Origin of the sequence: Pseudomonas sp. SCPG-7, from assembly GCF_002156405.1 — a bacterium.
Classification (GTDB): domain Bacteria; phylum Pseudomonadota; class Gammaproteobacteria; order Pseudomonadales; family Pseudomonadaceae; genus Aquipseudomonas; species Aquipseudomonas parakoreensis.
This window is the reverse complement of sequence record NZ_MVOO01000012.1, coordinates 126,142-148,499: the sequence shown is the minus strand read 5'-3', so window position 1 is coordinate 148,499 and position 22,358 is coordinate 126,142. Positions and strand designations below refer to the sequence as shown.

21 protein-coding genes are annotated in these 22,358 nt (G+C 61.7%); 18 read left to right on the top strand and 3 right to left on the bottom strand.

Annotated elements, in window-relative coordinates:
* Positions 1-19: 19 nt before the first annotated feature.
* The 3 genes from B1722_RS21380 to B1722_RS21370 all read left to right on the top strand — a co-directional run bounded on the left by B1722_RS21380 (position 20) and on the right by B1722_RS21370 (position 2,485).
* Positions 20-643 carry a glutathione S-transferase family protein gene (locus B1722_RS21380; protein WP_041069094.1) on the top strand — a complete coding sequence of 208 codons (624 nt, stop codon included), beginning with the start codon at positions 20-22 and terminating at the stop codon, positions 641-643.
* A 133-nt stretch (positions 644-776) separates the two neighbouring features.
* The gene (locus B1722_RS21375) at positions 777-1,709 is read left to right on the top strand and encodes an ABC transporter ATP-binding protein (RefSeq protein WP_041069096.1); all 933 of its coding nucleotides are present in this window, start codon (positions 777-779) and stop codon (positions 1,707-1,709) included.
* Complete coding sequence (locus B1722_RS21370) at positions 1,706-2,485, top strand: ABC transporter permease (protein WP_041069097.1); 780 nt, start codon at positions 1,706-1,708, stop codon at positions 2,483-2,485. The genes B1722_RS21375 and B1722_RS21370 overlap by 4 nt, the downstream gene beginning before the upstream one ends.
* Positions 2,486-2,650: 165 nt before the next feature.
* Here the strand turns inward: B1722_RS21370 and B1722_RS21365 are convergent, their stop codons facing one another.
* Positions 2,651-3,169 carry a DUF2062 domain-containing protein gene (locus tag B1722_RS21365; protein ID WP_041069099.1) on the bottom strand — a complete coding sequence of 173 codons (519 nt, stop codon included), beginning with the start codon at positions 3,167-3,169 and terminating at the stop codon, positions 2,651-2,653.
* Between the two features lie 136 nt (positions 3,170-3,305).
* Between B1722_RS21365 and B1722_RS21360 the strand changes: the two genes are divergently transcribed.
* The 12 genes from B1722_RS21360 (at position 3,306) to B1722_RS21305 (ending at position 14,900) form a co-directional block, all read left to right on the top strand.
* Entirely contained in the window at positions 3,306-5,519 is a 2,214-nt protein-coding gene (locus tag B1722_RS21360; protein WP_086794193.1) for a DNA internalization-related competence protein ComEC/Rec2, read from the top strand.
* 111 nt (positions 5,520-5,630) lie between these two features.
* The gene (locus B1722_RS21355; RefSeq protein ID WP_003227083.1) at positions 5,631-6,266 is read left to right on the top strand and encodes a MotA/TolQ/ExbB proton channel family protein; all 636 of its coding nucleotides are present in this window, start codon (positions 5,631-5,633) and stop codon (positions 6,264-6,266) included.
* Complete coding sequence (locus tag B1722_RS21350; protein WP_027612340.1) at positions 6,263-6,691, top strand: biopolymer transporter ExbD; 429 nt, start codon at positions 6,263-6,265, stop codon at positions 6,689-6,691. The genes B1722_RS21355 and B1722_RS21350 overlap by 4 nt, the downstream gene beginning before the upstream one ends.
* A complete protein-coding gene (gene lpxK / locus B1722_RS21345) occupies positions 6,691-7,701 on the top strand; it encodes a tetraacyldisaccharide 4'-kinase (RefSeq protein ID WP_086794192.1) in 1,011 nt (336 codons plus the stop codon). The genes B1722_RS21350 and lpxK overlap by 1 nt, the downstream gene beginning before the upstream one ends.
* A gap of 21 nt (positions 7,702-7,722) precedes the next feature.
* Positions 7,723-7,908, top strand: a complete 186-nt coding sequence (locus tag B1722_RS21340; protein WP_003174668.1) for a Trm112 family protein — start codon at positions 7,723-7,725, stop codon at positions 7,906-7,908.
* Positions 7,905-8,669, top strand: a complete 765-nt coding sequence (gene kdsB / locus B1722_RS21335) for a 3-deoxy-manno-octulosonate cytidylyltransferase (protein WP_041069122.1) — start codon at positions 7,905-7,907, stop codon at positions 8,667-8,669. The genes B1722_RS21340 and kdsB overlap by 4 nt, the downstream gene beginning before the upstream one ends.
* Positions 8,669-9,133 (top strand): low molecular weight protein-tyrosine-phosphatase, encoded by a 465-nt coding sequence (locus tag B1722_RS21330; protein ID WP_041069125.1) that lies wholly within the window; start codon positions 8,669-8,671, stop codon positions 9,131-9,133. The genes kdsB and B1722_RS21330 overlap by 1 nt, the downstream gene beginning before the upstream one ends.
* A complete protein-coding gene (gene murB / locus B1722_RS21325) occupies positions 9,130-10,149 on the top strand; it encodes a UDP-N-acetylmuramate dehydrogenase (protein WP_041069128.1) in 1,020 nt (339 codons plus the stop codon). The genes B1722_RS21330 and murB overlap by 4 nt, the downstream gene beginning before the upstream one ends.
* Before the next feature lie 395 nt (positions 10,150-10,544).
* A complete protein-coding gene (locus B1722_RS21320) occupies positions 10,545-11,015 on the top strand; it encodes a (2Fe-2S)-binding protein (protein WP_041069131.1) in 471 nt (156 codons plus the stop codon).
* Positions 11,012-13,333 carry a xanthine dehydrogenase family protein molybdopterin-binding subunit gene (locus tag B1722_RS21315; RefSeq protein ID WP_086794191.1) on the top strand — a complete coding sequence of 774 codons (2,322 nt, stop codon included), beginning with the start codon at positions 11,012-11,014 and terminating at the stop codon, positions 13,331-13,333. The genes B1722_RS21320 and B1722_RS21315 overlap by 4 nt, the downstream gene beginning before the upstream one ends.
* On the top strand, positions 13,333-14,313 hold the full coding sequence (locus tag B1722_RS21310; RefSeq protein WP_041069137.1) for an XdhC family protein: 981 nt from the start codon (positions 13,333-13,335) through the stop codon (positions 14,311-14,313). The genes B1722_RS21315 and B1722_RS21310 overlap by 1 nt, the downstream gene beginning before the upstream one ends.
* Positions 14,310-14,900: a nucleotidyltransferase family protein gene (locus B1722_RS21305; RefSeq protein ID WP_041069139.1), complete on the top strand. Its 591-nt coding sequence runs from the start codon at positions 14,310-14,312 to the stop codon at positions 14,898-14,900. Before B1722_RS21310 ends, B1722_RS21305 begins: the two co-directional genes overlap by 4 nt.
* A 148-nt stretch (positions 14,901-15,048) precedes the next feature.
* Here the strand turns inward: B1722_RS21305 and rne are convergent, their stop codons facing one another.
* Complete coding sequence (gene rne, locus B1722_RS21300) at positions 15,049-18,285, bottom strand: ribonuclease E (RefSeq protein WP_086794190.1); 3,237 nt, start codon at positions 18,283-18,285, stop codon at positions 15,049-15,051.
* A 699-nt stretch (positions 18,286-18,984) separates the two neighbouring features.
* Here rne and rluC point away from each other — a divergent pair.
* Genes rluC through sppA form a run of 3 tightly spaced genes read left to right on the top strand, consistent with a single transcriptional unit; the run spans position 18,985 to position 21,610 of the window.
* Positions 18,985-19,947 carry a 23S rRNA pseudouridine(955/2504/2580) synthase RluC gene (gene rluC / locus B1722_RS21295; RefSeq protein ID WP_007950779.1) on the top strand — a complete coding sequence of 321 codons (963 nt, stop codon included), beginning with the start codon at positions 18,985-18,987 and terminating at the stop codon, positions 19,945-19,947.
* A complete protein-coding gene (locus tag B1722_RS21290) occupies positions 19,934-20,596 on the top strand; it encodes an HAD-IA family hydrolase (RefSeq protein WP_086794189.1) in 663 nt (220 codons plus the stop codon). The genes rluC and B1722_RS21290 overlap by 14 nt, the downstream gene beginning before the upstream one ends.
* Before the next feature lie 24 nt (positions 20,597-20,620).
* Positions 20,621-21,610, top strand: coding sequence for a signal peptide peptidase SppA (sppA, locus tag B1722_RS21285; RefSeq protein WP_027612352.1), 990 nt, complete (start codon positions 20,621-20,623; stop codon positions 21,608-21,610).
* A gap of 86 nt (positions 21,611-21,696) precedes the next feature.
* Here the strand turns inward: sppA and B1722_RS21280 are convergent, their stop codons facing one another.
* A complete protein-coding gene (locus B1722_RS21280; RefSeq protein WP_041069150.1) occupies positions 21,697-22,275 on the bottom strand; it encodes a nucleoside triphosphate pyrophosphatase in 579 nt (192 codons plus the stop codon).
* Positions 22,276-22,358: the final 83 nt, after the last annotated feature.

Here is a 22,358-nt window from a genome sequence, read left to right as displayed (position 1 = left end):
CATTGGAAAAGAGGCGGTCATGCTGAAGATCTGGGGACGGAAAAACTCATCGAATGTCAGGAAGCCACTGTGGGCCGCTGAGGAGCTGGGCCTGGCTTACGAGGCGATTGACGCCGGTGGCGCCTTCGGGGTGGTCGACACACCTGAATATCGTGCGATGAACCCGAACGGCCGGGTCCCGGTGATCGAGGATGACGGCTTCGTGCTGTGGGAATCGAATGCGATCGTCCGTTACCTGCTGGCCAAACATGCGCCGAACAGCCAATGGTTTCCGGCAGACCTGCAAGCCCGGGCCATCGCCGACAAATGGATGGACTGGACCACCTCGAGTTTTGCCGGACCTTTCCGTACCGTGTTCTGGGGTGTGCTGCGTACGCCAGCGGACAAGCAGGATTGGCCGGCGATCAACGCCGCGATCAAAGAATGCACGGCGCTGCTGGCCATGGCCGATCAGGCCCTCGCCAGCCAGCCATACCTGTCCGGCCGCGAAATCGGCATGGGCGATATTCCCCTCGGCAGTTTCATTTATGCCTGGTTCGAGATGCCCATCGACCGTGCCGCGCAGCCGCATCTGGAGGTCTGGTACGCACGTTTGAAGCAGCGTCCGGCTTATCAGAAAGCGGTCATGACCGCGTTGACTTGATAATAACTATCGACACTCTTGACTGTACTTGTGTGGCGGCGGCAAGCACCATTGCGTTCACGCGCCGTGGTTGTTTTGTTCGCCGCCCGGCCCAATCTTTCCTTTTCTTCCCTTCTTGGTGCGTAAATCCGATATGAGTTCCGCTCTGTCCATCCGGCAGCTAACCAAAACCTACGGCAACGGGTTCCAGGCCTTGAGTGGTATCGATCTGGACGTCGCCGAAGGTGACTTTTTCGCCTTGCTCGGCCCCAATGGCGCGGGCAAATCCACGACCATCGGCATTCTCTCGACCCTGGTCAACAAGACCAGCGGCACGGTGAATATCTTCGGTCATGACCTGGACAAGAACCCCGCCGCGCTCAAGCGCTCGATCGGCGTGGTGCCCCAGGAATTCAACTTCAACCAGTTCGAAAAGACCTTCGACATCGTCGTGACCCAGGCCGGTTACTACGGCATTCCGGCGAAAGTCGCCAAGGAGCGCGCCGAGCAGTACCTGACCCAGCTTGGCCTGTGGGACAAGCGCGATGTGCCGTCGCGCTCGCTGTCCGGCGGCATGAAGCGGCGTCTGATGATTGCCCGCGCCCTGGTGCATGAGCCGCGCCTGCTGATCCTTGATGAGCCGACCGCAGGCGTCGACATCGAACTGCGTCGTTCGATGTGGACATTCCTCACCGAGCTGAACCAGAAAGGCATCACCATCATCCTCACCACGCACTATCTGGAGGAGGCTGAGCAGTTGTGCCGCAACATCGGCATCATCGACCACGGCACCATCGTCGAGAACACCAGCATGAAACAACTGCTGGGCCAGTTGCACGTCGAGACCTTCCTGCTGGATCTGAAAAACGACTTGCACGCTGCGCCACAATTGATCGGCTATCCCGCGCGGTTGCTCGACGGCCATACGCTGGAGGTCCAGGTCGACAAATCCATGGGCATCACCGCGCTGTTCACTCAGTTGGCGCAACAGAACATCGAAGTGTTGAGCCTGCGTAACAAGACCAATCGCCTCGAGGAGCTGTTCGTGTCCCTGGTGGAGAAAAATCTGTCGAAGGTGGCGGTATGAGTTCCGAATTGCGCCCCAACCTCGTCGCCCTCAATACCATCGTTTACCGTGAAGTCCGGCGTTTTACCCGGATCTGGCCGCAGACCCTGCTGCCGCCGGCGATCACCATGGTTCTGTATTTCGTGATCTTCGGTAACCTGATCGGCAAGCAGATCGGCGGCATGGGAGGCTTCAGTTACATGGAGTACATTGTGCCGGGGCTGATCATGATGTCGGTGATTACCAACTCCTACGGCAACGTGGTCTCGAGCTTCTTCGGCAGCAAGTTTCAGCGTTCCATCGAGGAACTGATGGTCTCGCCGGTGTCGCCGCACACCATTCTGATCGGCTACACCATCGGCGGCGTGCTGCGTGGTCTGATGGTCGGGGTGATCGTGACCATCCTGTCGCTGTTCTTCACCCATCTGCAGGTGCATCACCTCGGCGTGACCTTGTTGGTGGTGATTCTGACCGCGACGATCTTCTCGCTGCTGGGCTTCATCAACGCGGTGTTTGCGCGCAACTTCGATGATATTTCGATCATCCCGACGTTTGTGCTGACGCCGCTGACCTACCTCGGTGGCGTGTTCTATTCGATCACCTTGCTGCCGCCGTTCTGGCAGACCGTGTCGCTGGCCAATCCGGTGCTGCACATGGTCAACGCCTTCCGCTACGGCATTCTCGGGGTGTCGGATATCCGCATCGGTATCGCGATCACCTTCATGCTGGTGGCGACCGTGGTGTTGTACCTCGGTTGTGCGCGGTTGCTGGTGAGTGGGCGCGGAATGCGGACCTGATCCGATACCACGTCGCTGCCATCGCGGGCAAGCCCGCTCCCACAGGGATTTGTGTCGTTCAAATAATTTCGGGCAAACCAGATTCTGTGGGAGCGGGCTTGCCCGCGATGGGGCCCATTCAGACGCTACAAAAAACGGCCTCCCACTGCGGAGGCCGTTTTGCATTCAATGCATGCGGTTTTTTTTGCGCCGCGCCCATTGCCGCGCCACCCACCAGCGCCAGTACAGCATCACCGTGAAGTAGGCGAGGATGCCCAGAAGCAGTCCGCATACCACCGACCCCAGCAAAAACGGCTGCCACATGGTCGAGAGCTCTCCGCTGATCCATTCCCAGGTCAAGGAGTCGGGCAGGGTGCGGGCGGGCACATTCATCAACCAGGCTCCGGCCTGATAAGTACAGAAAAACACCGCCGGCATGGTGATCGGGTTGGTCAGCCACACGAGGCTGACGGCAATCGGCATGTTGCCGCGTACGGTGATCGCCAGTGCGGCCGCCACCAGCATCTGCGCCGGAATCGGCAGGAACGCGGCGAACAGGCCGACGGCCATCGCCCGGGCCACCGAGTGACGATTGAGGTGCCAGAGGTTCGGGTCATGCAGCAACTTGCCGAGAAAGCGTAAGGATTTGTGTTCCCTGATGCTCGTCGGGTCGGGCATGTAACGTTTGAATAAGCGCCGGGGCATAAGGCTTCTCGGTCGGTTAAGGCGGCAAGTATGTCTGGATTCTACGAAGCGCCCATTCAGACTTTGTGACAATTGTTGACGACGACCCTCCCTCATACCAGCTACCCCTAATGCAGGAACTCTCAAGGACGGGCTTATGCGCACAGGGATGATGGCGCTGGCAGTCGGTCTGCTGGTTCCGGTTTTTTTGCCGGTTTTACCGCCGGTCGGGTTGATGATGTTGTTGCCGTTGGTGGGACTGATGTTGCTGCCGTTTCGCAGCTATCCCCTGGCGTTTCTGCTGTTCGGTTTCACCTGGGCGTGCGTCAGTGCGCAATGGGCGTTGAATGATCGCCTGCCGGAAGCGCTTGACGGCGAAACCCGTTGGGTCGAAGGGCGGGTGGTCGGTTTGCCGCAAACCAGCGAGGGCGTGGTGCGATTCGAGTTGGCCGATGCCCGCTCGCGACACGAGAAATTGCCGTCGTTGATGCGTCTGGCGTGGCACGCCGGGCCGCCGCTCAACAGCGGCGAGCGTTGGCGGCTGGCGGTGAAGCTCAAGCGCCCGAGTGGCCTGCTCAATCCCGATGCGTTCGATTACGAAGCGTGGCTACTGGCGCAACGCATCGGCGCGACCGGCACGATCAAGGACGGTCAGCGCCTGGCCGAGGCAGGTTGGGCGTGGCGCGGCAGCATTCGCCAGCGCTTGCTTGAAGTGGACACGCAGGGCCGGGGCGGTGCATTGGCGGCGCTGGTGCTCGGTGACGGCTCCGGGCTCAGTCGCGAGGATTGGCAGATCCTGCAGGACACCGGCACCGTGCATCTGCTGGTGATTTCCGGTCAACACATCGGGATGTTGGCGGCGGTCGTGTATCTGCTGGTCGCCGGGCTGGCGCGCTACGGCTGGTGGCCGCTGCGCTGGCCCTGGCTGCCATGGGCCTGTGGGCTGGCGTTTGCCGCAGCGCTCGGCTACGGCTTGCTCGCCGGGTTTGATGTGCCGGTGCAACGGGCCTGCGTGATGGTTGGGCTGGTGTTGTTGTGGCGCCTGCGCTTTCGCCATCTCGGCGCGTGGTGGCCGCTGTTGCTGGCATTCAATGCGCTGCTGTTATTCGATCCGTTGGCCAGTTTGCGTCCCGGTTTGTGGCTGTCGTTCGCCGCGGTGGGGATTTTGATTTTTACCTTCGGCGGGCGCCTCGGCGCGTGGACATGGTGGCAGACCTGGACTCGCGCGCAATGGCTGATTGCGCTGGGCCTGTGCCCGGTGTTGCTGGCGCTGAACCTGCCGATCAGCCTCAGCGGACCCTTGGCGAATCTGCTGGCGGTGCCGTGGGTCAGTCTGCTGGTGCTGCCACCGGCGCTGCTCGGCACGATGTTGTTGCCGGTGCCTTACGTCGGTGCAGGCTTGTTGTGGCTGGCCGGTGGTTTGATCGACTGGCTGTTTCGTGGCTTGTCGGTGATCGCCGGCGCCTGGCCGGCATGGATCTCACCGTCGCTGCCGTGGTGGACCTTGTTGATTGGCAGTCTCGGGGCTGTATTGTTGCTGTTGCCGCGCGGTGTGCCATTGCGACCATTGGGCTGGCCGTTGCTGTTGATTTTGCTGGCGCCGCCTCGCGAGCGGGTGGCCGAGGGACTGGCTGATATCTGGCAACTCGATGTCGGTCAGGGCCTGGCGATCCTGATCCGCACGCGTCATCACACGCTGCTCTACGACGCCGGTCCACGTTTCGGCGATTTCGATCTGGGGAAGCGGGTGGTGTTGCCGGCGCTGCACAAACTGGGGGTTGAACGCATCGACCTGATGCTGCTCAGTCATGCCGATGCCGACCATGCCGGTGGTGCGCTGGCGGTATCGCGGGGTCTGAAAGTGACGCGGGTGATCAGCGGCGATCCTCCGGGGCTGCCCGCCATCCTGCGGGCCGAAGCCTGTGAAAGCGGACGTCAATGGCAGTGGGACGGGGTGCGGTTTCAACTGTGGCAATGGTCGGCGGCCCATGACAGCAATCAGCGCTCCTGCGTGTTGCAGATCGAGGCCAATGGCGAGCGTCTGCTGCTGACCGGCGATATCGACACGGCTGCCGAACGGGCTCTGCTGGAGAGTCCGTTGGCGCGGCCGACGCACTGGCTGCAAGCGCCGCATCATGGCAGCCGCAGTTCGTCTTCAATGGCACTGCTTCGGGCTCTGAGGCCGCATTCGGTGCTGATCTCCCGGGGGCAGGGCAATTCGTTCGGGCATCCGCATCCGCTGGTGCTGGCGCGTTATCGCCAGCAAGGGCTGCGCATCTACGACAGCGCGCAGCACGGCGCCATTCATCTGCGCCTGGGCGGCTTTCAGGCGCCATGGCTGATGCGTCAACAGCGGCGTTTCTGGCGGTGAAACACCATTGATCGCGGGATCGCCGAATGCGGCATCAGGTCGTCGGGGCAGCGGGTCTTAATCGCGAACCGGTATGGTAAAGTGGCGCACTTTTTCGAGGGGACTGTCACTGTGTGGGAATTGGTCAAATCCGGCGGCTGGATGATGTTGCCGATCATTCTGAGTTCCATCGCGGCCATGGCGATTGTCGCCGAGCGCCTGTGGACCCTGCGCGCCAGCCGCGTCACCCCCGAGCATCTGCTGGGCCAGGTCTGGGTCTGGATCAAGGACAAGCAGCTCAATAAAGAAAAGCTCAAGGAATTGCGCGCCAACTCGCCGCTGGGTGAAATCCTCGCCGCGGGCCTGGCCAACTCCAAGCATGGTCGCGAGATCATGAAGGAATGCATCGAAGAAGCCGCGGCGCGGGTGATTCACGAGCTCGAACGTTACGTCAACGCGCTGGGCACCATTGCTGCCATGTCGCCGTTGCTGGGCCTGTTGGGCACGGTACTGGGCATGATCGACATTTTCAGCGCCTTCACCGGTTCCGGCATGACCACCAACGCCTCGGTCCTGGCCGGCGGTATTTCCAAGGCGCTGATTACCACGGCGGCTGGCCTGATGGTCGGTATTCCGTCGGTGTTCTTCCACCGTTTCCTGCAGCGCCGCATCGATGAGCTGGTGGTGGGCATGGAGCAGGAAGCGATCAAACTGGTCGAAGTGGTGCAGGGCGACCGTGACGTCGATCTGGCCGGGGACAAAGCGTGAAATTCCGTCGCAAACCCCGGGAAACGATCGACATCAACCTCGCTTCGCTGATCGACGTGGTCTTCATCCTGTTGCTGTTTTTCGTCGTGACCACCACCTTCACCCGCGAAACCCAGCTACGTGTCGATCTGCCGGAATCGGTCAGCGGCTCGCCTGCCGAAGACCAGCAGCTCAAGCAACTGGACGTCGCGATCAGCGCCGAAGGTGTGTTCTCGGTGAACAACAAGATTCTGCCGAAGAACGACCTGGCGACGCTGATGGAAGCCATGCAGAAAGAAGCCAACGGTGACACCAACATGCCGTTGTCGATCAGTGCCGACGGCAAGACCCAACACCAATCGGTGATCACCGCCATGGATGCGGCCGGCAAGCTCGGTTTCAGCCATCTGCGCATGACCACGGTCGAGGCGGCGCCCAAATCCTGATGAGCCTGTCCGATCGTTTGCTCGCCGCTTGGTATCAGGGGCATCCGGCCCTGACGCTGCTGCGGCCGCTGGAAATGCTCTACCGCCACGTGGTGGTCAACAAGCGCCAGCGTTTTCTCGACGGTGAAGGCCCGATCTATCAGCCGCCGGTGCCGTTGATCGTGGTCGGCAACATCACGGTGGGTGGCACCGGCAAGACGCCGATGATCCTGTGGTTGATCGAGCATTGCCGCCGTGCCGGCCTGCGCGTTGGCGTGGTCAGCCGTGGTTACGGCGCCAAACCACCGCAACTGCCATGGCGGGTCACCGCCGAGCAGGGCGCCGATATCGCCGGCGACGAACCGCTGTTGATCGTGCAGCGCACCGGCGTACCGCTGATGATCGACCCTGATCGCAGCGCAGCGGTCAAAGCCTTGCTCGCCAGTGAACCGCTGGATCTGATCCTCTCCGACGACGGCATGCAGCATTACCGTCTGGCGCGGGATCTGGAGCTGGTACTGATCGACGCCGCCCGAGGTTTGGGCAACAAACGCTGCCTGCCGGCAGGCCCGTTGCGCGAGCCGATCGAGCGCCTGCAAAGCGTCGATGGCGTACTGTTCAACGGTGCCACGGCGGATCGTGAAGAGGGTTTCGCCTTTCACCTGCGGCCGACGGCGCTGGTCAATCTGCGCAGCGGCGAGCGCCAGCCGCTGGCGCATTTTGCGCCCGGTCAATCAGTGCACGCGGTGGCCGGGATCGGCAATCCGCAACGTTTCTTCAATACCCTCGAAGCGCTAGACTGGCGGGCAATCCCCCATGCGTTTGCCGACCACGCCGAGTACAGCGTGCAGGCCTTGAATTTCACACCGTCATTGCCGTTGGTGATGACCGAGAAGGATGCGGTGAAGTGCCGTGCCTTCGCGGCTGACGACTGGTGGTATCTGGCGGTCGATGCCGTGCCGTCACCGGCCTTCGTGGCCTGGTTCGACACCCAGTTGATGCGCCTGTTGCCCAATCGTCTTTTGCCTTAACTCTTTATCCAGGGAATGTTCATGGACACCAAATTGCTCGATATCCTCGCGTGCCCGATCTGCAAAGGCCCGCTCAAGCTCAGCGCCGACAAGACCGAACTGATCAGCAAGGGGGCCGGGCTGGCCTATCCGATCCGCGACGGCATCCCGGTGATGCTCGAAAGCGAAGCGCGCACCCTGACCACCGACGAGCGTCTGGATAAATGACCACCGCCTTCACCGTTGTCATCCCGTCGCGCTACGCCTCGACCCGCCTGCCGGGCAAACCACTGCTGGATATCGCCGGCAAGCCGATGATTCAGCACGTCTGGGAACAGGCGAGCAAAAGCAGCGCCAGCCGCGTGGTGGTTGCGACTGACGATGCGCGCATCGTCGAGGCCTGCAAGGCGTTCGGCGCGGAAGTGGTGCTGACCCGTGAAGATCACAATTCCGGGACTGACCGCCTCGCGGAAGTCGCGGCGAAGCTGGGCCTTGCGCCGGACGCGATCGTGGTCAACGTGCAAGGCGATGAACCGTTGATCCCGCCAAGCGTGATCGACCAGGTCGCCGCCAACCTCGCGGCCCACACCGAAGCGCGCATGGCCACCCTGGCCGAGCCGATCGAAGACGTTGAAACCCTGTTCAACCCCAACGTAGTCAAGGTCGTCAGCGACACTAACGGTCTGGCGCTGACCTTCAGTCGCGCCACCTTGCCGTGGGCCCGCGATGCTTTCGCCAAGAGCCGTGACGTGTTGCCGGAAGGCGTGCCATACCGTCGCCACATCGGCATTTATGCCTACCGCGCCGGCTTCCTTCAGGACTTTGTGAGCTGGGGCCCGTGCTGGCTGGAAAACACTGAATCGCTGGAACAGCTGCGTGCTCTGTGGCATGGCGTGCGGATTCATGTGGCCGATGCGTTGATCGCGCCGCCAACCGGGGTCGACACCGTTGAAGACCTCGAGCGCGTTCGTCGCCTGCTGGAGGCCTGATGCGCGTTCTGTTCGTGTGCCTGGGCAACATCTGCCGTTCGCCCACCGCTGAAGGCGTGTTGCGCCACAAACTGCGCGCAGCGGGGCTGGCGGATCAGGTCGAAGTGGCCTCCGCCGGCACCGGTGACTGGCACGTCGGCAATCCGCCGGACAAACGCAGCCAGGCCGCAGCCAAAGTGCGCGGTTATGACCTGTCGGCGCAACGCGCGCAGCAGGTCAGCCGTGCCGATTTCGCCAGTTACGACCTGATTCTGGCCATGGACCACAGCAATCTGCGCAACCTCAAGGCCTTGCAACCGTCCACCGGCAAGGCCGAACTGGACCTGTTCCTGCGCCGTTACGCCGGTGTGGTCGATGAAGTGCCGGATCCGTACTACGACGGCGATCAGGGCTTCGAGCAGGTGCTGGACCTGATCGAAGCGGCGTGTGACCAACTGTTGATCGAAGTGAAGGGCCGGTTATGAGTTTGCAGCTTCAATCACAGGTTTCGCTGAAACCGTTCAACAGTTTTGGCGTCGACGTTCGCGCGCAGTTGTTCGCCGAGGCGCACAGCGACGCCGACGTCCGCGAAGCGCTGGCCTACGCGACTGCCCATGACGTGCCGTTGCTGGTGATCGGCGGCGGCAGCAACCTGCTGCTGACTGCAGATATTCCGGCGCTGGTGCTGCGCATGGCGACCCGAGGCATTCGGCTGATCAGTGACGACGGCAACCGTGTAGTGATCGAAGCCGAGGCCGGCGAGCCGTGGCATCCGTTCGTGCAGCACACGCTGGCGCAGGGTTTTTCCGGCCTGGAAAACCTCAGCCTGATCCCCGGCACTGTTGGCGCGGCGCCGATGCAGAACATCGGCGCCTACGGCGTTGAGATCAAGGATGTGTTCGCCGGGCTGACCGCGCTGAACCGCCAGACCGGCGAACTGCGCGACTTCAGCCTGGAGGAGTGCAACTTCGCCTACCGCGACAGTCTGTTCAAGCAGCAGCCGGGACGTTGGCTGATCCTGCGGGTGCGCTTCAAGCTTGATCGTGTCGCGCATCTGCATTTGGAATACGGCCCGGTGCGCCAGCGCCTGGCTGAGCAGGGCATTGAGCAACCAACGCCGAGCGACGTCAGCCGCGCAATCTGCAGTATCCGCAGCGAAAAACTGCCGGACCCGGCGGTGCTCGGCAATGCCGGCAGTTTCTTCAAGAATCCACTGGTGTCGGCCGCACTGGTCGAGCAGATCAAGGCGCAGCACCCGGATCTGGTGGCCTATGCGCAAGCGGACGGGCAGATGAAACTGGCCGCCGGCTGGTTGATCGAGCGCGCTGGCTGGAAAGGTTTCCGCGAGGCCGATGCCGGCGTGCATAAATTGCAGGCGCTGGTGCTGGTCAACTACGGCACCGCGACCGGTCTGCAATTGCTGGAGCTGGCGCAACGCATCCAGAAAGATATTGCCGAACGTTTCAATGTCGAGCTGGAAATGGAGCCGAACCGCTATTGAGGCTACGCTTCAGGTCGGTATCCAAAGCCCTGCACTGAACAAAAAGTGCAGGGCTTTTTTGTTAACGGTGGGTAAACTTAGCCAGCTAACGATAACCGTCATTTGCTCCACCAAAGGCCCGGTGCAGACGTTCGCGTCGGCACAAGAGAGCCTGTGCCAACCACATATCAGTCAGCGATGACCCTGTGGCGAGGGAGCTTGCTCCCGCTGGGGCGCGTAGCGGCCCCGCTTTCAAGAAGGGCCTGCTCCGCAGTCCAGTGGGAGCAAGCTCCCTCGCCACAGGTTCAGTGTTCGGCTTCACTGATGTGTATTGGCCCATTAGCCTGAGTCGATCTGCGTGAATCACCGCCAGTTCTGCTCGACCCCATAACCACCAAGAATAGGCGGGCGTGCCCATGATTACCCTGAAACTCAATGGCCAGGACCATCAACTGGATGTCAGCGAAGACATGCCGCTGTTGTGGGCTATTCGTGATGTCGCCGGTTACAACGGCACCAAATTCGGCTGCGGCATGGGCCTGTGCGGCGCCTGCACCATTCACATCGACGGCTTGCCGGCGCGCAGTTGCATTACGCCGATCGGCTCGGTGGTCGGGCAAAGCGTCACCACCATCGACAATCTGCACGCCGATCCGGTTGGACAAGTCGTTCAGCAAGCCTGGCTCGACAGCGCCGTGGCGCAGTGCGGTTTCTGTCAGGGCGGGCAGATCATGTCTGCCACCGCATTGCTCAAGACCAACCCTAATCCGAGCGACGAGCAGATCGAAGAGGCAATGGTCGGCAACATTTGCCGGTGCGGCACGTATAACCGGATCAAGACCGCGATCCGTCAGGCTTCAACTCACCTGAAGGAGGCCAAGGCATGAGCCGCTTGCCGAATGATTTCGCCCTGAGCAATCTCAGCCGCCGCGGTTTTCTCAAAGGCGTCGGCGCCACGGGCGCATTGGTGCTGGCCGCGAGCTGGGGCTGGCAGGATGCATTTGCTGAAGACGCGCCGAAGAAGTTTGGCGCTGATGGCATGCCCAACGGCTGGATCGACGATCCCAAGGTTTACGTGAGCATTGCCGCAGACGGCACGGTCACCGTGGTCTGCAACCGCTCGGAAATGGGCCAGGGTGTGCGCACCAGCCTGACCATGGTGGTCGCCGATGAACTGGACGCCGATTGGGCCAAGGTCAACGTGCAGCAGGCGCCGGGCGATGAAGTGCGGTTCGGCAACCAGGACACTGACGGTTCACGCAGCATGCGTCACTGGTATGAACCGATGCGCCGTTGCGGCGCGGCGGCCCGGACCATGCTGGAACAAGCCGCCGCTGCGCAGTGGCAGGTGCCGGTGGGCGAGTGCCATGTGCAGTTGCACAAAGTGCTGCACACACCGTCCGGCCGCGAGCTGGGTTACGGCGAACTTGCCGCCGCAGCGAGTGCGCTGGCGGTGCCGGCCCGTGACAGCTTGCGCCTCAAGCAGCCGTCGGAGTTTCGCTACATCGGCAAGGAAGGCACCAAAGCCATCGACGGTGCCGACATCGTCAACGGGCGCGCGGTGTACGGCGCCGACGTGCATTTCGACGGCATGCTCTACGCGACCATCGCCCGTCCGGCGGTGTACGGCGGCAAGGTCAAGTCGCTGGATGACAGCGCCGCGCTGAAGGTTCCGGGTGTGCTGAAGGTCATGCAGATCGAAAGCCGTCCGCTGCCGTCGGAATTCCAGCCGCTGGGCGGCGTTGCGGTGATTGCCAGCAATACCTGGGCGGCGATCAAGGGGCGCGAGGCGCTGAAGATCCAATGGGACGATGGCCCCAACGCCAGTTACGACTCGATCGCTTACCGCAAAGCGCTGGAAGCGGCGTCGCGCAAACCCGGCAAAGTGGTGCGCAACACCGGTGATATCGACAAGGCACTGAGCGGCGCTGCCAGTAGCCTCGAAGCCTCCTACTATTTGCCGCATCTGGCGCAGGCACCGATGGAGCCGATGGTCGCCATCGCTCGCTACGACAAAGGTGTGTGTGAAGCATGGGCGCCGAGCCAGGCGCCGCAGGTGACTCGCGAGCGCATCGCCGAGCGCCTGGGGCTGCCGTTCGACAATGTCACCTTCAACGTCACGCTGCTCGGTGGCGGTTTCGGCCGTAAATCCAAGCCGGATTTCGTCGTCGAAGCGGCGATCCTTGCCAAGGAGTTCCCCGGTAAAGCCGTGCGAGTGCAATGGACCCGCGAAGATGACATCCATAACTCGTATTTCCACACAGTGTCCGCCGAGTATTTGAAGGCGGCTGTCGGCAAGGACGGCATGCCGTCCGGCTGGCTGCACCGTACCGTGGCGCCGAGCATTACCGCGCTGTTTGCGCCGGGCATGAACCATGAAGCGGCGTTCGAACTGGGCATGGGCTTTACCAACATGGCCTACGCGATTCCCAACGTGCGTCTGGAAAACCCCGAAGCCACGGTGCATACCCGCGTCGGCTGGTATCGCTCGGTGTCGAACATTCCTCACGGGTTTGCGATTCAGAGTTTTGTCGATGAACTGGCGCACAAGGCCGGCGTCGATCCGCTCAAATATCAGATCAAGTTGCTCGGCCCGGATCGGCAGATCGATCCACGCACCCTGAGCGAGGAGTGGAACTACGGCGAATCCCCCGAGCGCTACCCGATCGACACCGGACGCATGCGCACGGTACTGGAAACTGCGGCCAAGGCTGCCGGTTGGGGACGTCAGTTGCCCAAGGGCCGTGGTCTGGGTCTGGCGGTGCATTACAGCTTCGTCACCTATGTGGCGGCGGTGATCGAAGTCGAGGTCAAGGACGACGGTACGCTGATCGTGCACAAGGCTGACATCGCCGTCGATTGCGGCCCGCAGATCAACCCGGAACGCATCCGCTCGCAGTTCGAAGGCGCCTGTGTGATGGGCCTGGGCAACGCGGTGCTGGGTGAAATCAGCTTCAAGGACGGCAAGGTCCAGCAGGACAACTTCCACATGTACGAAGTGGCGCGCATGTCGCTGGCGCCGAAGGCAATCGCGGTGCATTTGGTGACGCCGCCGGGCGACGTGCCGTTGGGTGGTGTCGGTGAACCCGGCGTGCCACCGATTGCGCCGGCGCTGTGTAACGCCATCTTCGCTGCCACCGGCCAGCGCATCCGCAACCTGCCGGTGCGTTATCAGTTGCAGGGTTGGCAGAAGGCGCAAGCGTGATGGACGGCGCCGATCTCAACGTTCTGCGCAGCGTGCTCGAATGGCGCCGCGCCGGGCAGCGGGTGGTGCTGTTCAGCGTTGTGCAGACCTGGGGCACCGCGCCCCGTGCACCCGGCGCGATGCTCGCGTTGCGCGAGGACGGCGTGGTGATTGGCTCGGTGTCCGGCGGTTGTGTCGAGGATGACTTGATCGCCCGTCTGCACGACGGGCGCATCGCCAGCGACGGACCACCGGTGCAGCTGATTACCTATGGCGTCACCCGCGAGGAGGCTGCGCGCTTCGGCTTGCCCTGTGGCGGTACGCTGCGCCTGACCGAGGAGCGGGTCGCTGATCCGGCGTGGGTCGCCGAATTGCTCGCGCGGTGTGAGGCGCATGAAATTGTCGCCCGTGAGCTGAACATCGAAACCGGCGAAGTGGTGCTATCAGCGGCGAGCAAATCCGATGTGCTGGCATTCGACGGCAAGACCCTGCGCGCCATTTATGGCCCGCGCTGGCGTCTGCTGTTGATCGGTGCCGGGCAGCTGTCGCGCTACGTGGCGGACATGGCCCGGCTGCTGGATTTCGAAGTGCTGATTTGCGATCCGCGTACCGAGTTCGTCTATGGCTGGGAAGAGCACCACGGACGGTTCGTCCCGGGTATGCCGGATGACGCGGTGTTGAGCATTCAGACGGACGAACGCACAGCCATCGTCGCGCTGACTCACGATCCCCGTCTGGATGATATGGCGTTGCTTACGGCGCTCGATTCGCCGGCCTTCTATGTCGGTGCACTCGGCTCTCGGGTCAACAGTCAGAAACGCCGGGACAATCTGGCTCAGCTAGGCTTGTCAGAATCAGCCATTGCGCGATTGCATGGGCCGATCGGTCTGCACATCGGCAGCCATTCACCGGCGGAGATTGCCCTGTCGTTGTTGGCGGAGATTGTGGCGATCAAGAATGGTGTCGAGTTGAAACAGAAGAAAGCCGTGGAGGGCGCATGAGTCGATCCATCGCAGTGATCGTATTGGCGGCGGGCGAGGGCAGTCGCTTTCGCCAGGTTGCCGGTGCCGACAAGGACAAGTTGCTGGCCGATTGCACCGGGCGTGATGGCGCGGTGCGCTCGGTGATCGAGCAAGTGTTGCTGAATCTGCCGGCCAATCTCGACAAGCGGGTGCTGGTGACCACTGAAGCACGGCCGCAGGCGATGCGCATGGCTCAGGCTTATAGCTGTGACGTGGTCTCGATTGAATCGAGCGGGATGGGTGACAGCATTGCGGCGGGCGTTGCCGCCTGCCCCGAGGCGGATGGCTGGCTGATCGTGTTGGGGGACATGCCGTTTATTTTGCCGTCGAGCATTGAGCGGGTGGTGGCGGCAATGACCGATGACGCGGTTAGTGTGCCGGTGCAGGAGGGCGAATTTGGCCATCCGGTGGGGTTTGGGCGTTCGTTCGGGCCGGGCTTGCAGGCCTTGAGTGGTGATCGCGGCGCCAGGCCTTTGTTCAAGCAGGGCAGGGTGATTGAGGTAGCGGTGGATGATCCCGGGGTGTTGTGGGATATCGATGTGCCAGAAGCGTTGGTGTTCAAATAAAGCCAGATCAAAAGATCGCAGCCTTCGGCAGCTCCTACAGGAGACCTATGTAGGAGCTGCCGAAGGCTGCGATCTTTTGATCTTCTAAATGAAATAAAAAAGCCCCGCCAGGTTTTCACCCGGCGGGGCTTTTTATTGGCTTTCGGAATCAGACGAGCGGTTTAGGCTCGTGTTCTTTTTCCTCGGCCGCTTGGTGATGCTCGACCGCGTCCTGAACGGAGCGTGGTGCTTCGGCGATGACCGATTCAACCACGGCTTCTTCAGTCACGGCAGCAACCTCGACCACTTCAATAGCCGGAGCAGCAGCGGCAGCCAGTTCGGCTTCCTTCTGCAGGCGCTCGGCTTCACGCTTGCGGCGACGCACTTCACGTGGGTCGTTTGGCGCACGGCCGTTTGGCGTCAGGGCGCTGACCGGAGTGGCTTCAACCACTGGAGCAGGCTCTTCGGCCACCACAGGTGCTTCGACCGGTGCTTCAACGACTGGCGCTGGAGCCGGTGCAGCGGCTTCAACCACTGGCGCGGCAGCCTTGGCTTCTTCAACCACTGGGGCTTCAACGACTGGCGCTGGCGTTGAAGCGACGGCAGGCTCGGCAACCCAGTTGAACGCGGTCTGTTCTTCGCGAACTTCACGCACGGTTTCGGTCACGGTTTCAGCGACGGTTTCAGCAACCGGCTCTGCGGTCACGACTGGCGCTTCAACTGCCGGAGCAGGTTCGGCAGCGACGTCAGCTTGATGCTGAGCTTCGCGAACCGGCGCGACTTCGACTTCCGGAGCAGCAATCACTTCCACCGGGGTGGTGGCCTCAACAACCGGCGCTTCCACTGGAGCGGTTTCCTGAACTGCGGCGGTAGCACGTTCGGCTTGCTCGTGAGCCTGTGCTTCGGCCGGAGCGCTGATCACGCTGCTGGCAACAGCGGCGGTCACGGCCAGGCCGGCAGCCAGATCGGCAGCGCTTGGAGCAGCGGCATTTTCGCCGGACTCGGATTCTTCCGAACCTTCGATCACGTTGCCGTTGGCATCACGCTGACGCTCGCGACGGTTGCTGCGACGGCGCTGACCACGGGAGCGACGACGTGGACGATCGCCTTCGGCGTTGTCCTGACCGTCTTCCGGCAGTTGCTCTTCGTTAGTGTTCACTTCTTCTTCAGCGACGGCAGCAGCGGCCTGCTCGGCGCGCGGTTGACGCTCTTCACGCGGCGGACGCGGTGCGCGTTCTTCGCGTGGCTGACGGGCCGGACGCTCTTCTGCGACCACGGCGGCAGTGGCAGCCGCTACGGGTGCAGCCGGAGCGGCGTCCAGAGGCTCGCGCAGTTCACGCACACGCTCTTCACGCTCGCCACGTGGCTTGCGGTCTTCACGTGGAGCACGTGGCGCACGTTCTTCACGCGGAGCGCGTGGAGCACGTTCTTCGCGAGCGGCTGGCGCCTCGGTACGGGCTTCACGTGGCTCGCGGACTTCACGGGCTTCACGTGGCTGACGCTCTTCACGCGGCTCGCGTGGGGCGCGTTCTTCACGCGGTGCACGTTCTTCGCGCGGCTTGCGCTCTTCATCGCGGCGACCGTTACGGTTGCGGCTCTGCTGACGACCGTTGCGACGCTCTTCGTTGCGGGCCGGACGCTCGGTGGCCGGTTTTTCAACGACGACCGGAGCGGCTGGCTCTTCTTTGGTAGCGAACAGACTGACCAGCGATTTCACCAGACCCTTGAACAGGCTTGGCTCTGGCGCGGCAACCGGAGCCGGCGCGGGGGCTGGTGCGGCGACTTCGGTTGGCACTGGCGCGTTGGCGCGGGCCGGAGCTGTCTTGACCGCGGCTTCCTGGCGAACCAGGGTGCGGGTCGCAGCGGCTGGCTGGACTTCTTCGACTTCGGCAGCGGCAGCAGCGATTTCGTAGCTGGACTGGTTGGTCGCAGCTTCCGGGCTGTCGTCACGCAGACGCTGAACTTCGAAGTGCGGGGTTTCCAGGTGATCGTTCGGCAGAATGACGATACGGGCACGGGTGCGCAGTTCGATCTTGGTGATCGAGTTGCGTTTTTCGTTGAGCAGGAACGCGGCAACCGGGATCGGCACCTGAGCGCGCACTTCGGCAGTGCGGTCTTTCAGGGCTTCTTCTTCGATCAGGCGCAGGATTGCCAGCGACAGCGATTCGACGTCACGGATGATGCCGGTGCCGTTGCAGCGTGGGCAGACGATGCCGCTGCTTTCGCCAAGCGATGGACGCAGGCGCTGACGGGACATTTCCAGCAGGCCGAAGCGCGAAATGCGGCCGATCTGCACGCGAGCGCGGTCGGCTTCCAGGCATTCGCGGACTTTCTCTTCCACGGCGCGCTGGTTCTTGGCTGGGGTCATGTCGATGAAGTCGATGACGATCAGGCCGCCGATGTCGCGCAGGCGCAACTGACGGGCGATTTCTTCGGCGGCTTCAAGGTTGGTCTGCAGCGCGGTTTCTTCGATGTCGCTGCCTTTGGTGGCGCGCGCCGAGTTGATGTCGATGGACACCAGGGCTTCGGTCGGATCGATGACGATGGAGCCGCCGGAAGGCAGTTCGACGACGCGCTGGAAGGCGGTCTCGATCTGGCTTTCGATCTGGAAACGGTTGAACAGCGGCACGCTGTCTTCGTACAGCTTGATCTTGCTGGCGTACTGCGGCATCACCTGGCGGATGAAGGTCAGGGCTTCGTCCTGGGCTTCAACGCTGTCGATCAGCACTTCGCCGATGTCCTGGCGCAGGTAATCGCGGATGGCGCGGATGATCACGTTGCTTTCCTGGTAGATCAGGAATGGCGCGGAGCGATCCAGCGAGGCTTCTTTGATGGCGGTCCACAGTTGCAGCAGGTAATCGAGGTCCCACTGCATTTCTTCGCTGCTGCGGCCAAGGCCTGCAGTGCGCACGATCAGGCCCATGTCGGCTGGGGCAACCAGGCCGTTCAGCGCTTCACGCAGTTCGTTGCGCTCTTCGCCTTCGATGCGACGGGAGATACCGCCGGCACGCGGGTTGTTCGGCATCAGTACGAGGTAACGACCGGCCAGGCTGATGAACGTGGTCAGGGCGGCGCCCTTGTTGCCACGTTCTTCTTTTTCGACCTGAACGATGACTTCCTGGCCTTCGCTCAGGACGTCCTTGATGTTGACGCGGCCTTCAGGGGCTTTCTTGAAGTATTCGCGGGAGATTTCTTTGAGGGGCAGGAAGCCGTGGCGCTCGGAGCCGAAATCGACAAAGGCAGCCTCAAGGCTTGGTTCGATGCGAGTGATACGGCCTTTGTAGATGTTGGCCTTCTTCTGCTCGCGTGCACCGGATTCGATGTCCAGGTCGTAGAGGCGTTGGCCATCTACCAGTGCAACACGCAACTCTTCGGGTTGAGTTGCGTTAATCAGCATTCTTTTCATGTAGTACCGTCGGTTTCCGGGCTGCCGGAAACGGCGTTCGGCACACACGACTTCTCACGGTCGGTGTCAGGTGCGTCGGGAGTGGTTGGCCATTCCCGTGTCCAGCGATGTCAGGCCAATTGGGCCGATATCGCGACGTACGCGTCCTGCTTGCTGTGGCTACTTAAGCACTCAGTCAGGAGGAGGAATCAACCAGCGGCTGTGGACGAGATGAAGCGTCTTGATAAAGCCTATTGCTACACAGTCCGGCGGTTGTGCATCTCCACCCTACACGTATCCCTGATAATTCGGGTGCTGCCGCGCGCAGAATCCGCAGCGGGTTGGCATTTACCGTGAGCTCCGAAAGGGGAGGTCACGCATCATGGCTAATTCAGGCGATGTTTCCGAAGCCTTCGCTCGGGGTCATCTGCAGCTGACTGCACTTTGTGAACTGGCCTTGAATGTGTGCCTGTCAGGCGAGTGAAAACTCTGCTCGACGGTGTAATTCAGGCCTCATGTCACCTGCGCTTGTTACAACTGCAAACTCCACCGTTACGTAGCGAAAGCCCCGTAGGACGGCCTCGCGTCCTGGTGAATTGCGTTGGTCAGGGCCGGTTTTTGACCGTGGTTCCGCTGTCCAGGCCGCTTTTGGCGGCGTTCGCGACTATAGCAGCAATGATTAAGTGCTTCAATTCCATAAAAATTGTTATCATCCGCGGCATGACAACTACTGCCCCTTCGACTCCAGGCGTTCAACTGCTTGAAGTCTCGCCGGAGTATGCCGGCCAACGAATCGACAATTTCCTCCTTGCCCGGCTCAAAGGCGTGCCCAAGACCTTGATTTACCGCATTTTGCGTAAAGGCGAAGTGCGCGTGAACAAGGGGCGGATCAAGCCCGAATACAAGCTGCAGGCCGGCGATATCGTGCGCGTGCCGCCGGTTCGTGTGCCTGAGCGCGACGAACCGGTGCCATTGGCTCAAGGCCTGTTGCAGCGTCTGGAAGCCTCGATTGTCTACGAAGACAAAGCCCTGATCGTGATCAACAAGCCCGCCGGCATTGCGGTTCACGGCGGCAGCGGCTTGAATTACGGGGTGATCGAAGCCTTTCGTCAGTTGCGTCCCGATGCCAAGGAGCTGGAGCTGGTTCATCGTCTCGACCGTGACACTTCCGGCCTGCTGATGATCGCCAAGAAGCGCAGCATGTTGCGGCACTTGCACGCCGCCTTGCGTGGCGATGGTGTCGACAAGCGCTACATGGCACTGGTGCGTGGCAATTGGGCGACTTCGATCAAGCAAGTCCGCGCGGCACTGGGTAAAAGCAACCTGCGCTCCGGGGAGCGCATGGTCGAGGTCGACGAGGAGGAGGGCAAGGAGTCGGTGACCGTGTTCAAGGTCCTGCGCCGCTTTGGTGACTTTGCCACCCTGATCGAAGCCAAGCCGATCACCGGGCGCACCCACCAGATCCGCGTCCACACGTTGCACGCCGGGCATTGCATTGCCGGCGACACCAAGTACGGCGATGACGGTTTCAGCAAGGAAATCCGTGATCTGGGCGGCAAGCGCCTGTTTCTGCACGCCTACATGCTGACCGTGCCACTGCCCGATGGCGGTGAACTCAAGCTGCAAGCCCCAGTGGATGAAATGTGGGCCAAGACCGTGGAGCGATTGAGTGCGCCCATCTGATTACAAACTGCTGATTTTCGATTGGGACGGCACCCTCGCCGATTCCATTGGTCGGATTGTCGAGGCGATGCATTCGGCGTCCACTCGTTCCGGTTTCGAGTTGCGCGATGATTTTGCCGTCAAGGGCATCATCGGTCTGGGCTTGCCCGAGGCAATCCGTACCTTGTACCCGGACATCAGCGATGCCGAAATGACCCTGTTTCGCGAGTACTACGCCGATCATTACATCGCGGCAGAAGCCGTGCCTTCGCCGCTGTTCGAGGGTGTGGTCGAGTCGATGGCGTCGTTTCGCGAGCAGGGCTATCACCTGGCGGTCGCGACCGGCAAGAATCGTCGTGGACTGGACCGGGTGCTCAAGGCCAATGGCTGGGAAGATTATTTCGATATCACCCGCGCCGCCGACGAGACCGCGAGCAAGCCGCATCCGTTGATGTTGGAGCAGATTCTCGCGCATTGCGGCGTGCGGCCCGAGCAGGCGCTGATGGTCGGGGATTCGTCCTTCGATCTGCTGATGGCGCGCAATGCGGGCATGGCGTCGGTGGCTGTCAGCTATGGCGCGCAGTCGATCGAGTCGCTGCAGCAGTTCGAGCCGCGCCTGTCGATCGACCGTTTTAGTGAATTGCACGCCTGGCTGGGGCAGCAGGCTTAATACGTTTTTGCTGGGGTACAGCGCATGACCGACGAATGGAAAGCACCGGCCAAGGCAAGTGCCGACGACGGTGACGAGAAAAGCTGGAAGCTGCTGGAAAAGACTCTGCTGGCCAGTGTGCAGGAGCAGCGTCGCTCACGGCGTTGGGGGATCTTCTTCAAGCTGCTGACGTTTGTTTATCTGTTTGTTGCGCTGATCCTGTTCACGCCGCTGATGGACATGGAGAAGAGCGCCACCCGTGGCCCGAACTACACCGCGCTGATCGACGTCACCGGCATGATTGCTGACAAGGAGCCTGCGAGCGCTGACAATATCGTCGGTAGTCTGCGGGCAGCCTTCGAGGACAAGAAGGTCAAGGGCGTGATCCTGCGGATCAACAGTCCTGGCGGCAGTCCGGTGCAGTCGGGGTATGTGTATGACGAGATCAAGCGTCTGCGCGGCCTGCATCCGGATACCAAGGTGTACGCGGTGATTTCCGATCTCGGTGCGTCCGGTGCCTATTACATCGCCAGTGCGGCGGATCAGATCTATGCCGACAAGGCCAGTCTGGTCGGCTCTATCGGTGTAACGGCGGCCGGTTACGGTTTTGTCGGCACCATGGACAAGCTCGGCGTCGAGCGTCGCACTTATACATCGGGTGAGCACAAGTCGTTCCTCGATCCGTTTCAGCCGCAGAAGCCTGATGAGACTGCGTTCTGGCAGACCGTGCTGGACACCACGCACAAGCAGTTCATCAATAGCGTCAAGCAGGGTCGTGGCGATCGTCTGAAGGACAAGGAGCATCCGGAGCTGTTCTCCGGGCTGGTCTGGTCCGGCGAGCAGGCGCTGCCGCTGGGCCTGATCGATGGTTTGGGGAATGCCAGTTCGGTGGCGCGGGACGTGATTGGCGAGAAAGAGCTGGTGGATTTCACGGTTCAGGAATCGCCGTTCGACCGCTTCTCGAAAAAGCTCGGTGCCAGTGTCGCTGAGCAGTTGGCGATGTGGATGGGGTTCCACGGGCCTTCGTTGCGCTGATTCGTTGTAAAGATCAAAAGATCGCAGCCTGCGGCAGCTCCTACAGAGAACAATGTAGGGGCTGCCGCAGGCTGCGATCTTTTGCTTTAAGGGATTTGCACGCCTTCGGCCAGCAACATGTCGATCAGGCGAATCAGTGGCAGGCCGATCAGGCTGGTGGCGTCAGACCCTTCGGTGGACTGAAACAGGCTCACACCCAGGCCCTCGGCCTTGAAGCTGCCGGCGCAGTCGTAGGGCTGCTCGAGGCGCAGGTAGCGCTCGATGCGCGCCTCGTCGAGCTGGCGCATGTGTACGGTAAATGGCACGCAGTCGACCTGGCAGTGGCCGGTCTGGCTGTTGAGCAGGGCCAGGCCGGTGAGGAAGGTCACGCTGGCGCCGCTGGCGGCCAGCAGTTGCTCGCGAGCCCTGTCGAAGGTGTGTGGCTTGCCGATGATCCGTTCGCCGAGCACTGCGACCTGGTCTGAGCCGATAATCAGATGAGCGGGGTAGCTGGCGGCCAGTGCGCGGGCTTTCTGTTCGGCGAGGCGCTTGACCAGTTCGATGGCGGATTCGCCCGGCTGGTGGCTTTCGTCGATATCCGGCGAGCTGCAGACGAACGGCAGGTGCAGGCGGGCGAGCAATTCACGGCGATAAGTCGAGCTCGAAGCAAGTAATAAAGGCAGCATTGACGTCTCCTGAGGCAGGCGCGAATTCTAGCGGAGGCACGCAAGTGACGGACAGGGCACAATTTCCTTTGACATGGGTGGGG